Source organism: Salmonella enterica subsp. diarizonae (assembly GCF_008692785.1).
Classification (GTDB): Bacteria; Pseudomonadota; Gammaproteobacteria; order Enterobacterales; family Enterobacteriaceae; genus Salmonella; species Salmonella diarizonae.
Genome location: NZ_VXJV01000007.1, coordinates 147,631 through 167,141 on the forward strand (window position 1 = coordinate 147,631; position 19,511 = coordinate 167,141).

Below are 19,511 nucleotides of genomic sequence, written 5' to 3' on the forward strand. Positions count from 1 at the left end.
ATATTTATTGTTAACACCTTCGATAGAAGTAATTTTTATTTTCTTTCTCTTAGTGATCTACCTCACCTTTTACATCACCTTGCCGAATTTTGTTATTTACTCTGACAAAAAATTGCCACGATGACGGCAGTTTCAGTGGAGACGGTGAGCAATGAATAAAGAACGCATTATTCAGGAATTTGTGCCGGGCAAACAGGTCACGCTGGCGCATCTCATTGCGCACCCTGGTGAAGAACTGGCGAAAAAGATCGGCGTTCCCGATGCCGGCGCGATTGGCATTATGACCTTAACGCCGGGGGAAACGGCCATGATCGCTGGCGATTTAGCGATGAAGGCTGCGGATGTACACATCGGTTTTCTCGACAGATTTAGCGGCGCGCTGGTGATTTATGGCACCGTCGGCGCAGTAGAAGAAGCGCTATTACAGACGGTCAGCGGACTGGGGCGATTATTAAACTTTACCCTGTGTGAGTTAACAAAAAGTTAATTGGTGGCGGTAATGAAACGTATTGCTTTTGTCGGCGCGGTCGGTGCCGGAAAGACAACGCTTTTTAACGCGTTACGGGGAAATTATTCCCTCGCCAGAAAAACGCAGGCCGTGGAATTTAATGATCATGGCGATATCGATACGCCGGGTGAATATTTTAGCCATCCTCGTTGGTATCACGCCCTAATTACAACATTGCAGGATGTGGACACGCTGATTTACGTCCACGCGGCAAACGATAAAGAAAGTCGCTTACCTGCCGGGTTATTGGATGTTGGAACCCGTAAACGACATATCGCCGTCATCAGCAAAACGGACATGCCGGATGCCGACGTCGCCGCTACGCGGCAGTTGCTTTGCGAGACTGGATTCCGGGAGCCGATTTTCGAGCTCAACGGCCACGACCCGCAAAGCGTGCGGCAGTTGGTGGATTATCTGGCGGCTCTCAGTGAACAGGAGGAAGAGGCAGGTGAAAAAACTTATCACAGCTAACGATATTCGTGCGGCCCACGCCCGCGGCGAACAGGCGATGTCGGTAGTGCTGCGCGCCAGCATTATTACCCCGGAGGCTCGCGAAGTGGCGGAACTACTGGGCTTCACGATTACCGAATGCGACGAGCCCGTTCCGGCATCCACATCGGCGCAAGCGTGTAAAAGCGAAAGCCAGCGCATTCGGGAAGCCATCATCGCGCAGCTCCCGGAAGGGCAGTTTACTGAAAGCCTGGTAGCGCAGTTGATGGAAAAAGTGCTGAAGGAAAAGCAATCGCTGGAACTGGGGACGATGCAGCCGAGCTTTACCTCCGTCACGGGTAAAGGCGGCGTGAAAGTCATTGATGGCAGCAGCGTGAAATTTGGCCGCTTCGACGGCGCCGAACCGCACTGCGTCGGCTTAACCGATCTGGTTACAGAGCAGGACGGCAGCAGCATGGCCGCCGGGTTTATGCAGTGGGACAACGCCTTTTTCCCGTGGACGCTGAACTACGACGAAATCGACATGGTGCTGGAGGGCGAACTGCACGTACGCCATGAAGGCGAAACCATGATTGCCAAAGCCGGAGATGTCATGTTCATCCCCAAAGGCTCCAGCATTGAATTTGGCACGCCAACGTCCGTGCGCTTTCTGTACGTCGCCTGGCCTGCAAACTGGCAATCCGTATGAACGATTTCATCACCGAAACGTGGCTCAGAGCGAATCATACGCTCAGCGAAGGATCGGAGATCCATCTGCCCGCTGATGCACGACTGACGCCCTCGGCCCGGGAACTGCTGGAAAGCCGCCGCCTGCGCATTAAGTTTCTGGATCAGCAAGGCCGGCTGTTTGTCAATGATGACGAACAGCAGCCGCAGCCGGTACATGGCTTAACCAGTAGCGATACGCACCCACAGGCCTGCTGTGAACTGTGCCGCCAGCCGGTGGTGAAAAAGCCCGATACGCTGACCCATCTGACGACGGACAAAATGGTCGCCAAAAGCGACCCGCGCCTCGGCTTTCGCGCCGCGCTCGACAGCGCCATCGCGCTGACCGTGTGGCTACAAATCGAACTGGCGGAACCCTGGCAGCCGTGGCTTTTCGATATCCGCTCGCGACTGGGCAACATTATGCGCGCCGACGCTATAGATGAACCGCTGGCGGCGCAGTCTATCGTCGGGCTGAACGAGGATGAGCTGCATCGGCTTTCCCACCAGCCGCTGCGCTATCTCGACCACGATCACCTGGTGCCGGAGGCCAGCCACGGTCGCGATGCGGCGCTGCTTAATCTCCTGCGAACCAAAGTCCGCGAAACGGAAACCCTCGCCGCACAAGTGTTTATTACCCGTAGTTTTGAGGTCTTGCGCCCGGACATTTTACAGGCGCTGAACCGTCTCTCCAGCACGGTTTACGTGATGATGATTTTGAGCGTGGCGAAACATCCGCTGACGGTCGCCCAAATTCAACAACGGTTGGGAGAGAAGCCATGATCATTGAACGCGCCCGCGAACTGGCGGTACGCGCCCCCGCCAGAGTCGTCTTTCCCGATGCGCTGGACGAACGCGTGCTGAAAGCGGCGCATTATCTGCAACAGTACGGTCTGGCTCACCCCGTTCTGGTCGCCAGCCCGTTTGCGCTGCGTCAGTTTGCCCTGAGTCATCGTATGGCGATGGATGGCATTCAGGTCATCGACCCACACAGCAACCTGAGTATGCGCCAGCGTTTTGCGCAACGCTGGCTTGCCCGTGCCGGAGAAAAAACGCCGCCGGACGCAGTGGAAAAGCTTAGCGACCCGCTAATGTTCGCTGCCGCCATGGTGAGCGCCGGTGAGGCTGATGTGTGTATCGCAGGCAACCTGTCGTCAACGGCGAATGTGCTGCGCGCAGGACTGCGGGTGATTGGCCTGCAACCCGGGTGCAAAACATTGTCGTCTATTTTCCTGATGCTGCCGCAGTATGCCGGTCCGGCATTAGGGTTCGCCGATTGCAGCGTAGTGCCGCAGCCGACGGCGGCGCAGCTGGCGGATATCGCTATCGCCAGTGCCGACACCTGGCGAGCCATTACCGGCGAAGAACCGCGCGTGGCGATGCTGTCATTTTCAAGCAACGGCAGCGCCCGTCACCCCAATGTTGCCAACGTGCAACAGGCGACAGAGATCGTTCGCGAACGCGCGCCGCAACTGCTTGTGGACGGTGAATTGCAGTTTGACGCCGCTTTCGTACCGGAGGTCGCCGCGCAAAAAGCGCCTGAAAGCCCGCTGCAAGGCCGCGCCAACGTGATGATTTTCCCGTCGCTGGAGGCGGGCAATATTGGCTACAAAATCGCTCAGCGTCTGGGAGGCTATCGCGCTGTTGGGCCGCTAATTCAGGGGCTTGCCGCGCCGCTTCACGACCTCTCCCGAGGCTGTAGCGTGCAGGAAATTATCGAACTGGCGTTGGTGGCAGCCGTGCCGCGCCAGGCTGACGTGAGCCGCGAACGCAGCTTACACACACTGGTTGAATGAACGGTCCCGTTCTGGACCCCCTTAATGAGAGGAAAACACGATGGAAGCATTAGGAATGATTGAAACCCGGGGCCTGGTTGCGCTGATTGAGGCCTCAGATGCGATGGTAAAAGCCGCACGCGTGAAGCTGGTCGGCGTGAAGCAGATTGGCGGTGGCCTGGTTACGGCGATGGTGCGTGGCGATGTGGCGGCGTGTAAAGCCGCAACCGATGCTGGCGCCGCTGCGGCGCAGCGCATTGGCGAGCTGGTCTCCGTACACGTTATTCCACGCCCGCACGGCGATTTGGAAGAAGTGTTCCCGATCAGCTTCAAAGGCGACAGCAACATTTGATGGTAGGCCGGATAAGACGCGTAGCGTCGCCATCCGGCATTAATGCGCGCCATTCCTGATGGTGCGCAGATTCAAGGCCTACGACCCAACGGGCCATCCATGGAGGCGGATATGAAACTGGCAGTCGTCACAGGACAAATCGTATGTACCGTCCGCCATCAGGGACTGGCGCATGACAAATTGTTGATGGTGGAAATGATCGATGCCCAGGGCAACCCCGACGGGCAGTGTGCCGTCGCTATCGACAGTATCGGGGCGGGAACCGGAGAGTGGGTACTGCTGGTCAGCGGCAGTTCCGCACGCCAGGCGCATTGCAGCGAATTATCACCGGTCGATCTGTGCGTCATTGGCATCGTCGATGAAGTGGTGGCTGGCGGGAAAGTGGTTTTCCATAAATAGGACTGAACATCATGAATCAACAGGATATTGAACAGGTGGTGAAAGCGGTGCTGCTGAAAATGCAGGATAGCAGCAAGCCCACCGGCACCGTTCATGAGATGGGCGTTTTTGCCTCCCTGGATGACGCAGTGGCGGCAGCAAAACTGGCCCAGCAGGGGCTGAAGAGCGTGGCGATGCGTCAGCTTGCCATTCATGCCATTCGCGAGGCGGGCGAAAAACACGCCCGAGAATTAGCGGAACTTGCCGTCAGCGAAACCGGCATGGGACGCGTTGACGATAAATTTGCCAAAAACGTGGCGCAGGCGCGCGGCACGCCGGGCGTCGAGTGCCTCTCGCCGCAGGTGCTGACCGGCGATAACGGCCTGACGCTGATTGAAAATGCGCCGTGGGGCGTGGTGGCCTCGGTCACGCCGTCCACCAACCCGGCGGCAACGGTCATTAATAACGCTATTAGCCTGATTGCCGCAGGCAGCAGCGTGGTGTTTGCCCCGCATCCGGCAGCGAAAAAGGTCTCTCAGCGGGCAATCACCCTGCTTAATCAGGCGGTAGTCGCCGCCGGCGGCCCGGAAAATCTGCTGGTCACCGTGGCGAACCCGGATATCGAAACCGCCCAGCGGTTGTTCAAGTACCCCGGTATTGGTCTGCTGGTGGTGACTGGCGGCGAAGCGGTGGTGGACGCGGCGCGCAAACATACTAATAAACGCCTGATTGCCGCCGGTGCCGGTAATCCCCCGGTGGTGGTGGATGAGACCGCCGACCTGCCGCGTGCCGCGCAGTCCATCGTCAAAGGCGCGTCGTTTGACAACAACATCATCTGCGCCGACGAAAAAGTGCTGATTGTGGTCGATAGCGTCGCCGACGAGCTAATGCGCCTGATGGAAGGTCAGCACGCGGTGAAACTGACCGCAGCCCAGGCCGAACAGCTCCAGCCGGTGCTGCTGAAGAATATCGATGAACGCGGTAAAGGTACCGTCAGCCGTGACTGGGTCGGTCGTGACGCGGGCAAGATCGCGGCCGCCATCGGCCTGAACGTGCCGCAGCAAACGCGGCTGTTGTTTGTGGAAACGCCAGCTAACCATCCGTTTGCCGTCACCGAAATGATGATGCCGGTACTGCCGGTGGTGCGGGTCGCCAACGTCGAAGACGCCATCGCTCTGGCGGTTCAATTGGAAGGCGGCTGCCACCATACGGCGGCGATGCACTCGCGCAACATTGACAACATGAACCTGATGGCGAACGCCATCGACACCAGTATTTTCGTCAAAAACGGGCCGTGCATTGCCGGGCTTGGGCTGGGTGGCGAAGGCTGGACCACTATGACCATCACCACGCCAACCGGTGAAGGCGTGACCAGCGCGCGTACCTTTGTTCGCCTGCGTCGCTGCGTACTAGTGGATGCGTTTCGCATTGTATAAGGGATGACTCATGGCGCACGACGAACAACTCTGGCTCACCGCAAGACTGCAAAAAGCGGCGGCCCTGTGTCATCAGACGCCCGCTGCCAGCGACACACCGCTGTGGCTGGGTGTGGATTTGGGTACCTGTGACGTGGTGTCGATAGTAGTTGACTCTGACGCGCAGCCGGTGGCGGTGTGTCTTGACTGGGCGGACGTCGTGCGTGACGGCATCGTCTGGGATTTCTTCGGCGCGGTGACCATTGTGCGCCGCCATCTCGACACGCTCGAACAGCAGCTCGGCTGTCGCTTTACTCATGCGGCGACCTCGTTCCCGCCGGGCACTGACCCGCGTATTTCGATCAACGTGCTGGAGTCTGCCGGGTTAGAGGTCAGCCACGTACTGGATGAACCGACGGCGGTGGCGGATCTGCTGCAACTGGATAATGCGGGGGTGGTGGATATTGGCGGCGGTACTACCGGCATTGCCATCGTCAAACAGGGCAAGGTGACCTGGTCCGCCGATGAAGCCACTGGCGGACATCATATCTCCCTGACGCTGGCGGGCAACCGCCGTATTCCACTGGAAGAGGCGGAACAGTACAAGCGCAGTAACGCGCAGGAGATTTGGCCGGTCGTGAAGCCGGTGTACGAAAAGATGGCGGAGATCGTCGCTCGGCATATTGCCGGGCAGGGAGTGACAGATTTATGGCTGGCGGGCGGTTCCTGTATGCAGCCGGGCGTGGAGGCGTTATTTCGCCAGCGTTTCCCGGAGTTACAGGTGCATTTACCGCAGCACAGCCTGTTTATGACCCCGCTGGCGATAGCCAGCAGCGGGAGAGCGAAAGCGGAGGGACTCTATGCAAGCTGAACTGCAGACGGCGCTCTTTCAGGCATTCGACACCCTGAACCTGCAACGCGTGAAAACGTTCAGCGTACCGCCGGTCACGCTGTGCGGACTTGGGGCGCTCAGCGCCTGTGGACAGGAGGCGCAATCGCGGGGCTTAGGCCATCTGTTTGTGATGGTCGACAGTTTTCTGCATCAGGCGGGAATGACCGCGCCGCTGGCACGCAGCCTGGCGATGAAGGGCGTCGCGATGACGGTCTGGCCGTGCCCGCCGGGTGAACCGTGCATTACCGATGTCTGCGCGGCGGTGGCGCAACTGCGTGAGGCGGCGTGCGACGGCGTGGTGGCCTTTGGTGGCGGTTCGGTGCTGGACGCGGCGAAAGCGGTCGCCCTGCTGGTGACTAACCCTGACCAGACGCTGAGCGCCATGACCGAGCGCAGTACATTACGCCCGCGTCTGCCGCTGATTGCGGTGCCGACCACCGCCGGAACCGGTTCAGAAACCACCAACGTGACGGTGATTATCGATGCGGTCAGCGGGCGCAAGCAGGTGCTGGCACACGCGTCGCTAATGCCGGATGTGGCGATTCTTGATGCTGCCGTGACTGAAGGCGTTCCGCCAAACGTGACGGCGATGACCGGTATTGATGCGTTGACTCATGCGATTGAGGCCTACAGCGCGCTCAACGCTACGCCGTTTACCGACAGCCTGGCGATTGGCGCGATAGCGATGATTGGTAAATCGCTACCGAAAGCCGTGGGTTACGGCCACGATCTGGCGGCGCGTGAAAATATGTTGCTGGCCTCCTGTATGGCGGGAATGGCCTTTTCCAGCGCCGGTCTGGGGTTGTGTCATGCGATGGCGCACCAGCCAGGGGCGGCACTGCATATTCCGCACGGCCAGGCTAACGCCATGCTGCTGCCAACGGTCATGGGCTTTAACCGGATGGTATGCCGCGAACGCTTCAGTCAAATCGGTCGGGCGTTAACCCATAAGAAATCGGACGATCGCGATGCGATTGCGGCGGTGAGCGAGCTGATTACCGAAGTGGGGCAGAGCAAACGGCTGGCTGACGCTGGCGCTAAACCCGAACACTACAGCGCCTGGGCGCAAGCCGCGCTGGAGGATATTTGTCTGCGCAGCAACCCGCGAACCGCTACCCAGGCCGACATTATCGAGCTGTATACGGCGGCGCAATAAACGCCGGATGGTGACGCTGGCGCGTCTTATCCGGCCTACAAATCATAAATGGCAGGGAGTAAGGGCTATGGGAATTAACGAAATCATCATGTACATCATGATGTTCTTTATGCTGATTGCCGCCGTGGACAGAGTCCTGTCGCAGTTCGGCGGGTCGGCGCGCTTCCTCGGTAAATTCGGCAAGAGTATCGAAGGGTCTGGCGGCCAGTTTGAAGAGGGCTTTATGGCGATGGGCGCGCTGGGACTGGCGATGGTCGGTATGACCGCGCTGGCGCCGGTGCTGGCGCATGTACTGGGGCCGGTTATTATCCCGGTATACGAAATGCTGGGCGCAAACCCATCCATGTTCGCCGGTACGCTGCTGGCCTGTGATATGGGCGGCTTCTTCCTCGCCAAAGAGCTGGCCGGTGGTGATGTCGCGGCGTGGCTATACTCAGGGTTAATACTTGGGTCGATGATGGGGCCGACCATTGTGTTCTCCATTCCGGTGGCGCTCGGCATTATCGAACCGTCTGACCGCCGCTACCTGGCGCTTGGCGTACTGGCGGGTATCGTCACCATTCCCATTGGCTGCATTGCGGGGGGGTTGATCGCCATGTACTCAGGCGTGCAGATCAATGGTCAGCCAGTGGAGTTTACCTTCGCGCTGATCCTGATGAACATGATCCCGGTATTGATCGTCGCGGTGCTGGTAGCGCTGGGGCTGAAGTTCATCCCGGAAAAAATGATCAACGGTTTCCAGATTTTCGCCAAATTTCTGGTGGCGCTGATCACCATCGGTCTGGCGGCTGCGGTGGTTAAATTCCTGTTGGGTTGGGAGTTGATTCCGGGACTCGACCCGATTTTTATGGCACCAGGCGACAAACCCGGCGAAGTGATGCGCGCCATTGAAGTGATCGGCTCTATCTCCTGCGTGCTGCTCGGCGCGTATCCGATGGTGCTGTTACTGACCCGCTGGTTTGAAAAACCGTTGATGAATGTCGGTAAACTGCTGAACGTAAATAATATTGCGGCGGCAGGCATGGTGGCGACCCTGGCGAACAATATCCCTATGTTCGGCATGATGAAGCAGATGGATACCCGCGGCAAAGTGATTAACTGCGCATTTGCCGTCTCTGCGGCGTTCGCGCTGGGCGACCATTTAGGCTTCGCCGCCGCGAATATGAACGCCATGATCTTCCCGATGATTGTCGGCAAGCTGATCGGCGGTGTGACGGCAATTGGCGTGGCGATGATGCTGGTGCCGAAAGATGACGCCGCACAGGTGAAAACCGAAGCGGAGGCGCAATCGTGAATACTCGCCAGCTACTGAGCGTCGGTATCGATATCGGCACCACCACCACGCAGGTGATCTTCTCGCGCCTGGAGTTGGTTAACCGTGCGGCGGTGTCGCAGGTGCCGCGCTACGAATTCATCAAACGCGACATTAGCTGGCAAAGCCCGGTCTTCTTTACGCCCGTGGATAAGCAGGGCGGTCTGAAAGAGGCAGAACTTAAAACGCTGATTCTGGCCCAGTATCAGGCCGCAGGCATCGCGCCTGAATCGGTGGACTCCGGGGCGATCATTATCACCGGCGAAAGCGCCAAAACCCGCAACGCCCGTCCGGCGGTCATGGCGCTCTCGCAATCGTTGGGCGACTTTGTGGTCGCCAGCGCCGGGCCGCATCTGGAATCGGTCATTGCCGGTCACGGCGCCGGGGCGCAAAGCTTGTCTGAGCAGCGGATGTGTCGGGTGCTGAATATTGATATCGGCGGCGGCACGTCTAACTACGCGCTGTTTGACGCGGGAAAAGTCAGCGGCACCGCCTGCCTTAACGTCGGTGGTCGCCTGCTGGAAACCGACGCTCAGGGGCGCGTGGTTTATGCCCATCAGCCGGGGCAGATGATTATCGATGAGGTGTTCGGTTCGGGTACTGATGCTCGCGCCTTAGCTGCCGCACAGTTAGGGCAGGTGGCGCGGCGGATGGCGGATCTCATCGTCGAGGTTATCGCCGGTACGCTCTCGCCGCTGGCGCAATCGCTGATGCAAACCGGGCTGCTGCCCGCCGATATTACGCCGGAGGTGATCACCCTTTCCGGCGGGGTGGGCGAGTGCTATCGCCATCAGCCTGCCGACCCGTTCTGCTTTTCTGATATCGGACCGCTGCTGGCGACCTCGCTGCATGAACACCCGCGTCTGCGCGAGATGAACGTGCGGTTTCCGGTGCAAACCGTGCGCGCTACGGTGATTGGCGCAGGGGCGCATACGCTCTCGCTTTCCGGCAGTACTATCTGGCTGGAAGACGTTCAACTGCCGCTGCGCAACCTGCCGGTGGCGATCCCGCAGGATGACGCCGATCTGGTGAACGCCTGGCGGCAGGTGCTTCTCCAGCTCGATCTCGACCCGCAAACCGACGCTTACGTGCTGGCGCTTCCCGCCACGCTCCCGGTGCGTTACGCCACATTACTCACGGTCATCGACGCGCTGACGGCTTTTGTCGCACGTTATCCCAATCCACATCCCCTGCTGGTGGTGGCCGAGCAGGATTTTGGTAAAGCGCTGGGCATGTTATTGCGCCCACAGTTACCGCAACTTCCGCTGGCGGTCATCGATGAGGTGGTCGTGCGGGCGGGAGACTATATCGACATTGGTACGCCTCTTTTTGGCGGATCGGTTGTGCCGGTGACGGTGAAATCACTCGCATTTCCTTCCTGAGGGAACGACTTATGAAACTAAAGACCACATTGTTCGGCAATGTTTATCAGTTTAAGGATGTAAAAGAGGTACTGGCTAAAGCCAACGAACTGCGTTCGGGGGATGTGCTGGCCGGGGTTGCCGCGGCAAGTTCTCAGGAGCGCGTGGCGGCAAAACAGGTACTGTCGGAAATGACGGTGGCGGATATCCGCAACAACCCGGTGATTGCCTATGAAGAGGACTGCGTGACGCGCCTGATTCAGGACGACGTCAACGAAACGGCCTATAACCGGATTAAAAACTGGAGCATCAGCGAACTGCGCGAATACGTGCTGAGCGATGAAACCTCCGTGGACGACATCGCGTTTACCCGCAAAGGCCTGACCTCCGAAGTGGTGGCGGCAGTGGCGAAAATCTGCTCCAACGCCGACCTGATCTACGGCGGCAAGAAAATGCCGGTGATCAAAAAAGCCAATACCACCATCGGTATTCCGGGCACCTTTAGCTGCCGTTTGCAGCCGAACGATACCCGTGACGATGTACAGAGTATCGCCGCGCAAATCTACGAAGGGCTTTCTTTCGGCGCAGGTGATGCGGTGATCGGCGTTAACCCGGTGACCGATGACGTGGAGAACCTGACTCGCGTGCTCGATACCGTTTACGGCGTTATCGATAAATTCACTATCCCGACGCAGGGCTGCGTGCTGGCGCACGTCACCACCCAGATTGAAGCGATACGCCGGGGCGCGCCGGGCGGACTGATTTTCCAGAGCATTTGCGGCAGCGAGAAGGGCTTAAAAGAGTTCGGCGTGGAGCTGGCTATGCTCGATGAAGCACGGGCAGTGGGGGCAGAGTTCAACCGCATCGCCGGGGAAAACTGCCTGTACTTTGAAACCGGACAGGGTTCAGCGCTGTCGGCTGGTGCGAACTTTGGTGCCGACCAGGTGACGATGGAAGCGCGTAATTATGGCCTGGCGCGGCACTACGATCCGTTCCTGGTTAACACCGTGGTGGGCTTTATCGGGCCGGAATATCTCTACAACGATCGGCAGATTATCCGCGCCGGTCTCGAAGATCACTTTATGGGCAAGCTGAGCGGCATCTCCATGGGCTGCGACTGCTGCTACACCAACCATGCCGACGCCGACCAGAATCTCAACGAAAACCTGATGATTCTGCTCGCCACCGCTGGCTGTAACTACATCATGGGGATGCCGCTCGGCGACGACATCATGCTCAACTACCAGACCACCGCCTTCCACGATACCGCCACCGTCCGTCAGTTGCTGAATTTACGACCGTCGCCGGAGTTTGAACGCTGGCTGGAAACGATGGGCATTATGGCAAATGGTCGTCTGACCAAACGGGCGGGCGATCCGTCACTGTTCTTCTGATGACGCGGGGATAACACCATGGATCAAAAACAGATTGAAGAAATTGTACGTAGCGTGATGGCGTCAATGGGACAGGACGTACCGCTACCCGTCGCGCCGTCAACGCAGGAAGGCGCAAAGCCGCAGTGCGCCGCGCCGACGGCGACCGAAAGCTGCGCGCTGGATTTGGGTTCCGCAGAGGCAAAAGCCTGGATTGGCGTTGAGAACCCGCATCGTGCGGACGTGCTGACCGAACTGCGTCGCAGTACTGCGGCACGCGTCTGTACTGGTCGTGCCGGGCCGCGTCCACGTACCCAGGCGCTGTTGCGCTTCCTGGCCGATCACTCCCGTTCGAAAGACACGGTGCTCAAAGAGGTGCCGGAAGAATGGGTGAAAGCCCAGGGGCTGCTGGAAGTGCGTTCGGAAATCAGCGACAAAAACCTGTATCTGACGCGCCCGGATATGGGGCGTCGCCTGAGCCCGGAAGCCATTGACGCGCTGAAGTCGCAGTGCGTGATGAACCCGGATGTGCAGGTGGTGGTCTCCGATGGCCTCTCTACGGATGCGATCACCGCCAACTATGAAGAGATCCTGCCGCCGCTGCTTGCCGGTCTGAAACAGGCCGGGCTGAACGTCGGCACGCCGTTCTTTGTGCGCTATGGCCGCGTGAAGATTGAAGATCAGATTGGCGAGCTTCTTGGCGCGAAGGTGGTGATTTTGCTGGTGGGCGAACGCCCGGGCTTAGGCCAGTCGGAAAGCCTCTCCTGCTACGCCGTCTATTCCCCGCGCGTGGCAACCACCGTCGAGGCCGACAGAACCTGTATTTCAAACATTCATCAGGGGGGGACGCCGCCAGTAGAAGCCGCCGCCGTGATTGTGGATTTGGCCAAACGGATGCTGGCGCAGAAAGCGTCCGGTATCAACATGACCCGTTAAGGAGACATCATGCCAGCATTAGATTTGATTCGACCTTCCGTCACTGCCATGCGCGTGATTGCCTCCGTGAATGACGGCTTTGCGCGGGAACTTAAATTACCGTCGCATATCCGTAGCCTCGGACTCATCACGGCAGATTCTGACGACGTGACGTATATTGCCGCTGACGAAGCGACCAAACAGGCGATGGTTGAAGTGGTGTATGGCCGTTCGCTATACGCCGGGGCGGCTCACGGGCCATCGCCTACCGCGGGTGAGGTGTTGATTATGCTGGGCGGACCGAACCCGGCGGAAGTGCGCGCTGGTCTGGATGCGATGGTCGCCAGCATTGAAAACGGCGCGGCGTTCCAGTGGGCGAACGATGCGGAAAATACGGCGTTCCTGGCGCATGTGGTTTCGCGTACCGGCTCGTATCTCTCGTCTACCGCAGGTATCGCGCTGGGCGATCCAATGGCCTATCTGGTGGCACCGCCGCTGGAAGCGACATTCGGCATTGACGCGGCGATGAAGTCCGCTGACATTCAACTGGTGACTTACGTGCCGCCGCCGTCGGAAACCAACTATTCGGCTGCGTTCTTAACGGGAAGCCAGGCCGCGTGTAAAGCCGCCTGCAACGCCTTTACCGACGCCGTGCTGGATATCGCTCGTAACCCTGTACAGCGTGCGTAACGGAGGTTGCCAATGATCAATGCCCTGGGATTACTGGAAGTGGACGGGATGGTCGCCGCCGTCGATGCGGCGGATGCCATGCTGAAAGCGGCCAACGTGCGCTTGCTCAGTCATCAAGTGCTCGACCCTGGCAGGCTAGCGCTGGTGGTGGAGGGCGATCTGGCGGCGTGTCGTGCGGCGCTGGATGCCGGAAGCGCCGCCGCGCAGCGCACAGGCCGTGTGATTAGCCGCAAAGAAATTGGTCGCCCGGAAGAGGACACCCAGTGGCTGATTGGCGGGTTTGCGCGTGCACCGACGCCGACTGAGAAAGCGCCCGAGGTACCCGCAACGCCTGAGTTCGCTGAAGCGTTGCTGGCGCTGTTGGCATCAGTCCGTCAGGGAATGACGGCGGGAGAGGTTGCCGCGCATTTTGGCTGGCCGCTGGAGCAGGCCAGAAACGTGCTGGAGCAACTCTTTTCTGACGGAGCGTTGCGTAAACGCAGTAGTCGCTATCGCATCAAAAATTAATCTGTCGGAGGGCCGGGCGTCCTGGCGGGCGTCCGGCATAGAAGATCATGAAAAAGACCCGTACAGCGAATTTGCACCATCTTTATCATGAAGCGTTACCCGAAGACGTTAAACTTACGCCCAGAGTCGAGGTGGACAATGTTCATCAGCGACGGACGACGGATGTCTATGAACATGCCCTGACCATTACCGCCTGGCAGCAGATCTACGATCAGCTACACCCGGGCAAATTTCATGGCGAGTTCACGGAAATCCTGCTTGATGAAATTCAGGTGTTCCGTGAATACACCGGCCTGGCGCTGCGTCAGTCGTGTCTGGTTTGGCCAAACTCTTTCTGGTTTGGTATTCCGGCGACGCGCGGCGAACAGGGATTTATCGGCGCGCAGGGGCTCGGCAGCGCTGAGATTGCCACCCGACCGGGAGGCACCGAATTTGAACTGAGTACGCCGGATGATTACACCATTCTGGGCGTCGTTATCTCGGAAGATGTTATTTCCCGTCAGGCCACGTTTTTGCATAATCCGGAAAGGGTGCTGCATATGTTGCGTAACCAGTTAGCGCTGGAGGTAAAAGAGCAGCATAAAGCGGCGCTGTGGGGCTTTGTGCAGCAGGCGCTGGCCACCTTCAGCGAGAGTCCTGAAACCCTTCATCAACCTGCGGTGCGAAAGGTATTAAGTGATAATTTGTTGCTGGCGATGGGCACGATGCTGGAAGAGGCGAAGCCGATTCATAGCGCCGAAAGTATCAGCCATCAGGGATACCGCAGGCTACTGTCGCGGGCGCGGGAATATGTGCTGGAAAATATGTCGGAGCCGCTGACGGTGCTCGATTTATGTAATCAACTGCACGTGAGTCGTCGCACGCTGCAAAATGCGTTTCACGCGATTTTGGGCATTGGTCCCAATGCGTGGCTGAAACGTATTCGCTTAAACGCGGTACGCCGGGAACTGATAAGCCCCTGGTCGCAAAGCACGACGGTGAAAGATGCCGCTATGCAGTGGGGATTCTGGCATTTGGGGCAATTTGCCACCGATTATCAGCAATTATTTGCCGAAAAACCGTCGTTGACGCTGCATCAGCGGATGCGGCAATGGGCATGATGTATAGCTGGTGTCGGTAGGCCTGATAAGGCGCAAGCCGCCATCAGGCAATGAGATGATACCCATGCCGGATGACGACGCGTTGCGTCTTATCCGGACTACGAAACGGAATTATTATCAGGTAACGACACCCAGTCGCGTACCTGTATAAACTCGCGCAATGCCGCTTCCGGACTGCCTTCCTCGGGCTGATAGTCGTATTCCCAGCGCACTAACGGCGGCATCGACATCAGAATGGATTCGGTGCGCCCGCCAGTTTGCAGACCAAACAGGGTGCCTCTGTCCCATACCAGATTGAACTCCACGTAGCGACCGCGGCGATAAAGCTGAAAATTACGCTCCCGCTCTCCCCAGACCATCGCTTTGCGTCGTTCGACAATCGGTAAATATGCCCCGATGTAGCCATTACCTACTGCCTGCATAAAAGCAAAACAGTGGTCGAAATCCGGCGTATTCAAATCGTCAAAAAACAGTCCGCCAACGCCGCGCTGTTCGTTGCGGTGTTTGAGGTAGAAATAGTCGTCGCACCACTTTTTATAACGCGGATACACATCGTCGCCAAACGGCTGACACAGGTCGCGGGCGGTAAGGTGCCAGTGAATGGCATCCTCTTCAAAGCCGTAGTAGGGCGTTAAATCGAACCCGCCGCCAAACCACCACACCGGATCGGCGCCCGGTTTTTCGGCAATAAAAAAGCGCACGTTAGCGTGGCTGGTGGGAATATACGGATTGTGCGGATGCACCACCAGCGACACGCCCATCGCTTCAAAGCTACGCCCGGCCAGCTCCGGCCGATGCGCGGTGGCGGACGCGGGCATCGCATCACCGTGAATGTGAGAGAAGTTAACGCCCGCCTGTTCGAAAATGCCGCCGTTGCGTAATACCCGGCTGCGTCCGCCGCCGCCCGCTTCGCGTCGCCAGCTATCTTCGATAAAGTTTGCGCCATCCACAGCGGATAACGTTTGGCAAATATCATCCTGCAGGCGTAGCAGAAACTGTTTTACGTGATGTGCATCGGGTTTCATGATTACCGTTTCTTCGTGTGTGCTTTCTGGTTATCAAACCAGTGAAAATAACTGATGATGCCGTTGGCGATCGCCGTAGCGATTTTCTGGCGAAACGCCGTCGTGCCCAGCAGGCGTTCTTCTTCCGGATTGGTAATAAACGAGGTTTCGACCAGCACCGATGGAATTGACGGTGATTTTAGCACTACGAAAGCCGCTTGTTCGGTAGTGCGACTGTGTAATTTGTGTATGGGTTTGATTTTCTTGAGAATATGCGAACCCAGCGTCAGACTGTTTTTAATCGTATCGGTTTGTACCAGATCAAACAAAACTTGTTGTAATAGATGATCCCGGTCAGTGGCTTTTTTACCCGCTACTTCGTCCGCGCGGTTTTCGCGCTCGGAGAGATACTTCGCCATGGCGCTACTGGCCCCGCGGTTGGAAAGCGCAAAAACGGAAGCGCCCGCCGCTTTCGGGTTGGTAAAACCATCGGCATGAATAGACATAAACAGATCCGCGCCGTGCTTATGGGCGATTTCTACCCGATCGTACAGCGGAATAAAGGTATCCCCTGTCCGGGTTAAACGCGCATCGATTCCGTGATTTCGCAAAATAGCGCGTACGTTTTTGGCAATGGCCAGCACGACGTGTTTTTCCTGAGAACCGTTGCGGCCAATCGCGCCGGTATCGATGCCGCCGTGTCCGGGATCGAGCATCACCAGCCGTTTACTGCCGGTTTTTTTGGTTTTGGGTTTGCTGTGCCCATTACTGGTTTTTAGCGTGTCTTCTTTGGCTAATGCAGGTGATATACCTGACAGCGTCAGGACCGCCAGACCTGTTTTGAGTACCTGGCGGCGCGATGTGAGAGTTTTTAGGAGGTTAAAAGTGCTCATACGGCCTGAGTTGTGAAAATTAAGTTCAAGATGTTATATCGTATCGCGTAATCCGTTACGACGGTTGGTGATGAGAATTGTTTTACTTTTCATTTCAATACGTGACACATTGCCATTATGCCATTTTTTCCGCAACACCGCGTCAGATATTGGCTGAATCAGATGTTTGCGCCATAATCTTGGTTTTTCCACCCGAAAAGGCAACGAATACCATGGAAATACGCGTTTTTCGCCAGGAAGATTTCGAAGAGGTGATCACCCTCTGGGAGCGTTGCGACCTGCTGCGTCCATGGAACGATCCTGAAATGGATATTGAACGCAAGGTAACTCACGATGTCAGTTTGTTCCTCGTTGCCGAAGTTAGCGGCGAAGTGGTCGGTACGGTAATGGGCGGTTATGACGGGCATCGCGGCTCGGCGTATTATCTGGGCGTTCACCCGGAGTTCCGCGGGCGCGGTATTGCGAATGCGCTGCTTAACCGACTGGAAAAAAAACTCATCGCCCGTGGTTGTCCAAAAATCCAAATTATGGTGCGTGATGATAACGACGTTGTGCTGGGCATGTATGAACGTCTGGGGTATGAGCATTCTGACGCCCTGAGTTTGGGTAAACGCCTGATTGAAGATGAAGAGTACTGAGTTTCATCCAGCCGATTATGATGTACACGGACGTTTACGCCTGCCGTTTCTCTTCTGGTGCGTACTGTTACTTCAGGCGCGCGCCTGGATACTCTTTGTAATTGCCGGTTCATCCCGTGAACAGGGTAATACTTTGTTAAACTTTTTTATCCCGACCATAATAATTTTTGGCTGGGGCTGTTGCCCGGCGTTCCGGCGGTAGTGGCGTTTTTGCTTAGCGGGCGGCGTGAAGCGTTTCCTGGTGTGTGGCGCTGGCTACGCGGATTCCTGATCCTCGCTCAACTGGTGTTGCTGTGCTGGCAGCCGATTATGTGGCTGGGAGGCGACCCGGTCGACGGCGTCGGGCTGGCGCTGCTGCTGGCGGACATCGTCGCGCTGATCTGGCTGTTAACCAATCAACGTTTGCGTGCCTGTTTTCCCTTTGAGAAAGAATAACGGCACTTTTTGGCGAGCCCGCACTCCAACCAACGTTAATTAATAAAAGAAAGGAAGTGAGATGAAATCGCTGCGTTTGACTTTACTCGCCCTGCCGCTGGCGCTGACCGGCTGTTCGACGCTCTCATCGGTCAACTGGTCTGCCGCAAATCCGTGGAACTGGTTTGGTTCATCGACAGAAGTCACTGAGCAAGGCGTGGGAGAACTGACCGCCACCACGCCGCTGGAAGAGCAGGCTATTGCAAAGGCATTAGATGGCGATTATCGCCTGCGTAGCGGTATGAAAACCGATAACGGCAATGTGGTGCGCTTTTTCGAAGCGATGAAGGGCGACAACGTCGCGATGGTGATCAACGGCGAGCAGGGAACCGTGAGCCGTATTGAGGTGCTGGACAGCGATATCCCATCCGCCGCGGGTGTCAAAATCGGTACACCGTTTAGCGACCTTTACAGCAAAGCCTTTGGTCACTGCGAGCCGGTTTCCAGCGATAACCATACCAGCGTCGAATGTAAAGCCGAGGGAAGTCAGCATATTAGCTATGTTTTCTCCGGTGAGTGGAGCGGACCGGAAGGTTTAATGCCTCCTGATGACGCCTTAAAAAACTGGGGCGTGCGTAAAATTATCTGGCGTCGTTAATTTGCGTCTGAACAAACCGCTTCGCTTAAAAACAAGGTAAAATAGCCGCCATTAATGCCACGACTGCGTGGCATTCTCATTTTCAGGAGGAATCATGTCTCAGGTTCAAAGCGGCATTTTGCCGGAACATTGCCGTGCGGCAATTTGGATTGAAGCCAATGTGAAAGGCAACCTGGACGCCCTGCGCGCGGCCAGCAGAACATTTGCCGATAAACTGGCGACCTTCGAAGTCAAATTTCCGGACGCCCATCTTGGGGCCGTTGTGGCGTTTGGCAACAACACCTGGCGCGCCCTGAGCGGCGGTGTCGGGGCGGAAGAACTGAAAGATTTTATTCCTTATGGTAAAGGGCTGGCGCCGGCCACGCAGTATGACGTGCTGATCCACATCCTTTCCCTGCGCCACGATGTGAATTTTTCTGTTGCCCAGGCGGCGATGGAAGCCTTCGGCGATTGTATCGACGTGAAAGAAGAAGTTCACGGCTTCCGTTGGGTGGAAGAACGCGATCTGAGCGGCTTTGTCGACGGGACAGAAAATCCGGCGGGCGAAGAGACGCGCCGTGAAGTGGCGGTGATCAAAGATGGTGTGGATGCTGGTGGCAGTTATGTTTTCGTGCAGCGTTGGGAACACAATCTCAAGCAACTTAACCGGATGAGTATTCAGGATCAGGAGATGATGATCGGTCGTACCAAAGAGGCTAATGAAGAGATTGACGGCGATGCGCGTCCGGCAACGTCTCACCTGAGCCGCGTGGATCTGAAAGAAGATGGCAAAGGGCTGAAGATTGTGCGCCAGAGCCTGCCATACGGTACCGCCAGCGGTACTCATGGTCTCTATTTCTGCGCTTACTGTGCACGTCTGCATAATATCGAACAGCAGCTTCTGAGTATGTTCGGCGATACCGACGGTAAACGCGACGCGATGCTGCGCTTCACCAAACCGGTGACCGGCGGCTACTATTTTGCGCCGTCGCTGGATCGGCTGCTGACGCTGTAAGGCGAAGTAGCATAAAAATGC

Annotated in this window: 22 protein-coding genes and 1 pseudogene; 21 read left to right on the forward strand and 2 right to left on the reverse strand. The window is 57.3% G+C overall.

Annotation, left to right across the window (positions count from 1 at the left end):
* The first annotated feature begins 151 nt into the window (after positions 1-151).
* The 17 genes from eutS to eutR all read left to right on the forward strand — a co-directional run bounded on the left by eutS (position 152) and on the right by eutR (position 14,889).
* Complete coding sequence (eutS, locus tag F4V72_RS15710; protein WP_001031445.1) at positions 152-487, forward strand: ethanolamine utilization microcompartment protein EutS; 336 nt, start codon at positions 152-154, stop codon at positions 485-487.
* A 12-nt stretch (positions 488-499) separates the two neighbouring features.
* On the forward strand, positions 500-979 hold the full coding sequence (gene eutP, locus F4V72_RS15715; RefSeq protein WP_000820754.1) for an ethanolamine utilization acetate kinase EutP: 480 nt from the start codon (positions 500-502) through the stop codon (positions 977-979).
* Positions 957-1,646 (forward strand): ethanolamine utilization acetate kinase EutQ, encoded by a 690-nt coding sequence (gene eutQ / locus F4V72_RS15720; RefSeq protein WP_000733861.1) that lies wholly within the window; start codon positions 957-959, stop codon positions 1,644-1,646. Before eutP ends, eutQ begins: the two co-directional genes overlap by 23 nt.
* The gene (eutT, locus tag F4V72_RS15725; protein WP_136058149.1) at positions 1,643-2,446 is read left to right on the forward strand and encodes an ethanolamine utilization cob(I)yrinic acid a,c-diamide adenosyltransferase EutT; all 804 of its coding nucleotides are present in this window, start codon (positions 1,643-1,645) and stop codon (positions 2,444-2,446) included. The genes eutQ and eutT overlap by 4 nt, the downstream gene beginning before the upstream one ends.
* Positions 2,443-3,459, forward strand: coding sequence for a phosphate acetyltransferase (gene pta, locus F4V72_RS15730; protein WP_136058150.1), 1,017 nt, complete (start codon positions 2,443-2,445; stop codon positions 3,457-3,459). Before eutT ends, pta begins: the two co-directional genes overlap by 4 nt.
* 40 nt (positions 3,460-3,499) lie before the next feature.
* Positions 3,500-3,790: an ethanolamine utilization microcompartment protein EutM gene (gene eutM / locus F4V72_RS15735; RefSeq protein ID WP_000387720.1), complete on the forward strand. Its 291-nt coding sequence runs from the start codon at positions 3,500-3,502 to the stop codon at positions 3,788-3,790.
* 111 nt (positions 3,791-3,901) lie between these two features.
* Positions 3,902-4,189 (forward strand): ethanolamine utilization microcompartment protein EutN, encoded by a 288-nt coding sequence (gene eutN, locus F4V72_RS15740; protein ID WP_023248155.1) that lies wholly within the window; start codon positions 3,902-3,904, stop codon positions 4,187-4,189.
* 11 nt (positions 4,190-4,200) lie between these two features.
* On the forward strand, positions 4,201-5,604 hold the full coding sequence (locus tag F4V72_RS15745; RefSeq protein ID WP_136058151.1) for an aldehyde dehydrogenase family protein: 1,404 nt from the start codon (positions 4,201-4,203) through the stop codon (positions 5,602-5,604).
* A 10-nt stretch (positions 5,605-5,614) separates the two neighbouring features.
* The gene (eutJ, locus tag F4V72_RS15750) at positions 5,615-6,454 is read left to right on the forward strand and encodes an ethanolamine utilization protein EutJ (protein WP_079817383.1); all 840 of its coding nucleotides are present in this window, start codon (positions 5,615-5,617) and stop codon (positions 6,452-6,454) included.
* On the forward strand, positions 6,444-7,631 hold the full coding sequence (gene eutG, locus F4V72_RS15755; RefSeq protein WP_053530007.1) for an ethanolamine utilization ethanol dehydrogenase EutG: 1,188 nt from the start codon (positions 6,444-6,446) through the stop codon (positions 7,629-7,631). Before eutJ ends, eutG begins: the two co-directional genes overlap by 11 nt.
* A gap of 67 nt (positions 7,632-7,698) precedes the next feature.
* The gene (gene eutH / locus F4V72_RS15760; protein WP_000512410.1) at positions 7,699-8,925 is read left to right on the forward strand and encodes an ethanolamine utilization protein EutH; all 1,227 of its coding nucleotides are present in this window, start codon (positions 7,699-7,701) and stop codon (positions 8,923-8,925) included.
* Positions 8,922-10,325 (forward strand): ethanolamine ammonia-lyase reactivating factor EutA, encoded by a 1,404-nt coding sequence (gene eutA, locus F4V72_RS15765; protein ID WP_136058152.1) that lies wholly within the window; start codon positions 8,922-8,924, stop codon positions 10,323-10,325. The genes eutH and eutA overlap by 4 nt, the downstream gene beginning before the upstream one ends.
* Before the next feature lie 11 nt (positions 10,326-10,336).
* Positions 10,337-11,698: an ethanolamine ammonia-lyase subunit alpha gene (gene eutB, locus F4V72_RS15770; RefSeq protein WP_000769996.1), complete on the forward strand. Its 1,362-nt coding sequence runs from the start codon at positions 10,337-10,339 to the stop codon at positions 11,696-11,698.
* A gap of 18 nt (positions 11,699-11,716) precedes the next feature.
* Complete coding sequence (gene eutC / locus F4V72_RS15775) at positions 11,717-12,613, forward strand: ethanolamine ammonia-lyase subunit EutC (RefSeq protein ID WP_136058153.1); 897 nt, start codon at positions 11,717-11,719, stop codon at positions 12,611-12,613.
* Between the two features lie 9 nt (positions 12,614-12,622).
* Complete coding sequence (gene eutL, locus F4V72_RS15780; RefSeq protein ID WP_079817387.1) at positions 12,623-13,282, forward strand: ethanolamine utilization microcompartment protein EutL; 660 nt, start codon at positions 12,623-12,625, stop codon at positions 13,280-13,282.
* A 12-nt stretch (positions 13,283-13,294) separates the two neighbouring features.
* Complete coding sequence (gene eutK / locus F4V72_RS15785) at positions 13,295-13,789, forward strand: ethanolamine utilization microcompartment protein EutK (protein ID WP_079817388.1); 495 nt, start codon at positions 13,295-13,297, stop codon at positions 13,787-13,789.
* A gap of 47 nt (positions 13,790-13,836) precedes the next feature.
* Complete coding sequence (gene eutR, locus F4V72_RS15790) at positions 13,837-14,889, forward strand: HTH-type transcriptional regulator EutR (RefSeq protein WP_000753666.1); 1,053 nt, start codon at positions 13,837-13,839, stop codon at positions 14,887-14,889.
* Between the two features lie 98 nt (positions 14,890-14,987).
* Here eutR and hemF read toward each other — a convergent pair whose 3' ends face one another.
* Together hemF and amiA are read right to left on the reverse strand one after the other, a co-directional pair.
* Positions 14,988-15,914, reverse strand: a complete 927-nt coding sequence (gene hemF / locus F4V72_RS15795) for an oxygen-dependent coproporphyrinogen oxidase (RefSeq protein WP_080070318.1) — start codon at positions 15,912-15,914, stop codon at positions 14,988-14,990.
* A gap of 2 nt (positions 15,915-15,916) precedes the next feature.
* Positions 15,917-16,786: an N-acetylmuramoyl-L-alanine amidase AmiA gene (gene amiA / locus F4V72_RS15800; protein ID WP_136058154.1), complete on the reverse strand. Its 870-nt coding sequence runs from the start codon at positions 16,784-16,786 to the stop codon at positions 15,917-15,919.
* Between the two features lie 212 nt (positions 16,787-16,998).
* Between amiA and F4V72_RS15805 the strand changes: the two genes are divergently transcribed.
* The 4 genes and pseudogenes from F4V72_RS15805 to F4V72_RS15820 all read left to right on the forward strand — a co-directional run bounded on the left by F4V72_RS15805 (position 16,999) and on the right by F4V72_RS15820 (position 19,490).
* A complete protein-coding gene (locus F4V72_RS15805) occupies positions 16,999-17,424 on the forward strand; it encodes a GNAT family acetyltransferase (RefSeq protein WP_023248145.1) in 426 nt (141 codons plus the stop codon).
* A pseudogene (locus F4V72_RS15810) lies at positions 17,411-17,859 on the forward strand (DUF2919 domain-containing protein). Before F4V72_RS15805 ends, F4V72_RS15810 begins: the two are co-directional and overlap by 14 nt.
* Positions 17,860-17,920: 61 nt before the next feature.
* Positions 17,921-18,496, forward strand: a complete 576-nt coding sequence (locus F4V72_RS15815; RefSeq protein WP_053507807.1) for an RpoE-regulated lipoprotein — start codon at positions 17,921-17,923, stop codon at positions 18,494-18,496.
* A 94-nt stretch (positions 18,497-18,590) separates the two neighbouring features.
* On the forward strand, positions 18,591-19,490 hold the full coding sequence (locus F4V72_RS15820; protein ID WP_070802075.1) for a Dyp-type peroxidase: 900 nt from the start codon (positions 18,591-18,593) through the stop codon (positions 19,488-19,490).
* The last annotated feature ends 21 nt before the right edge of the window (positions 19,491-19,511 follow it).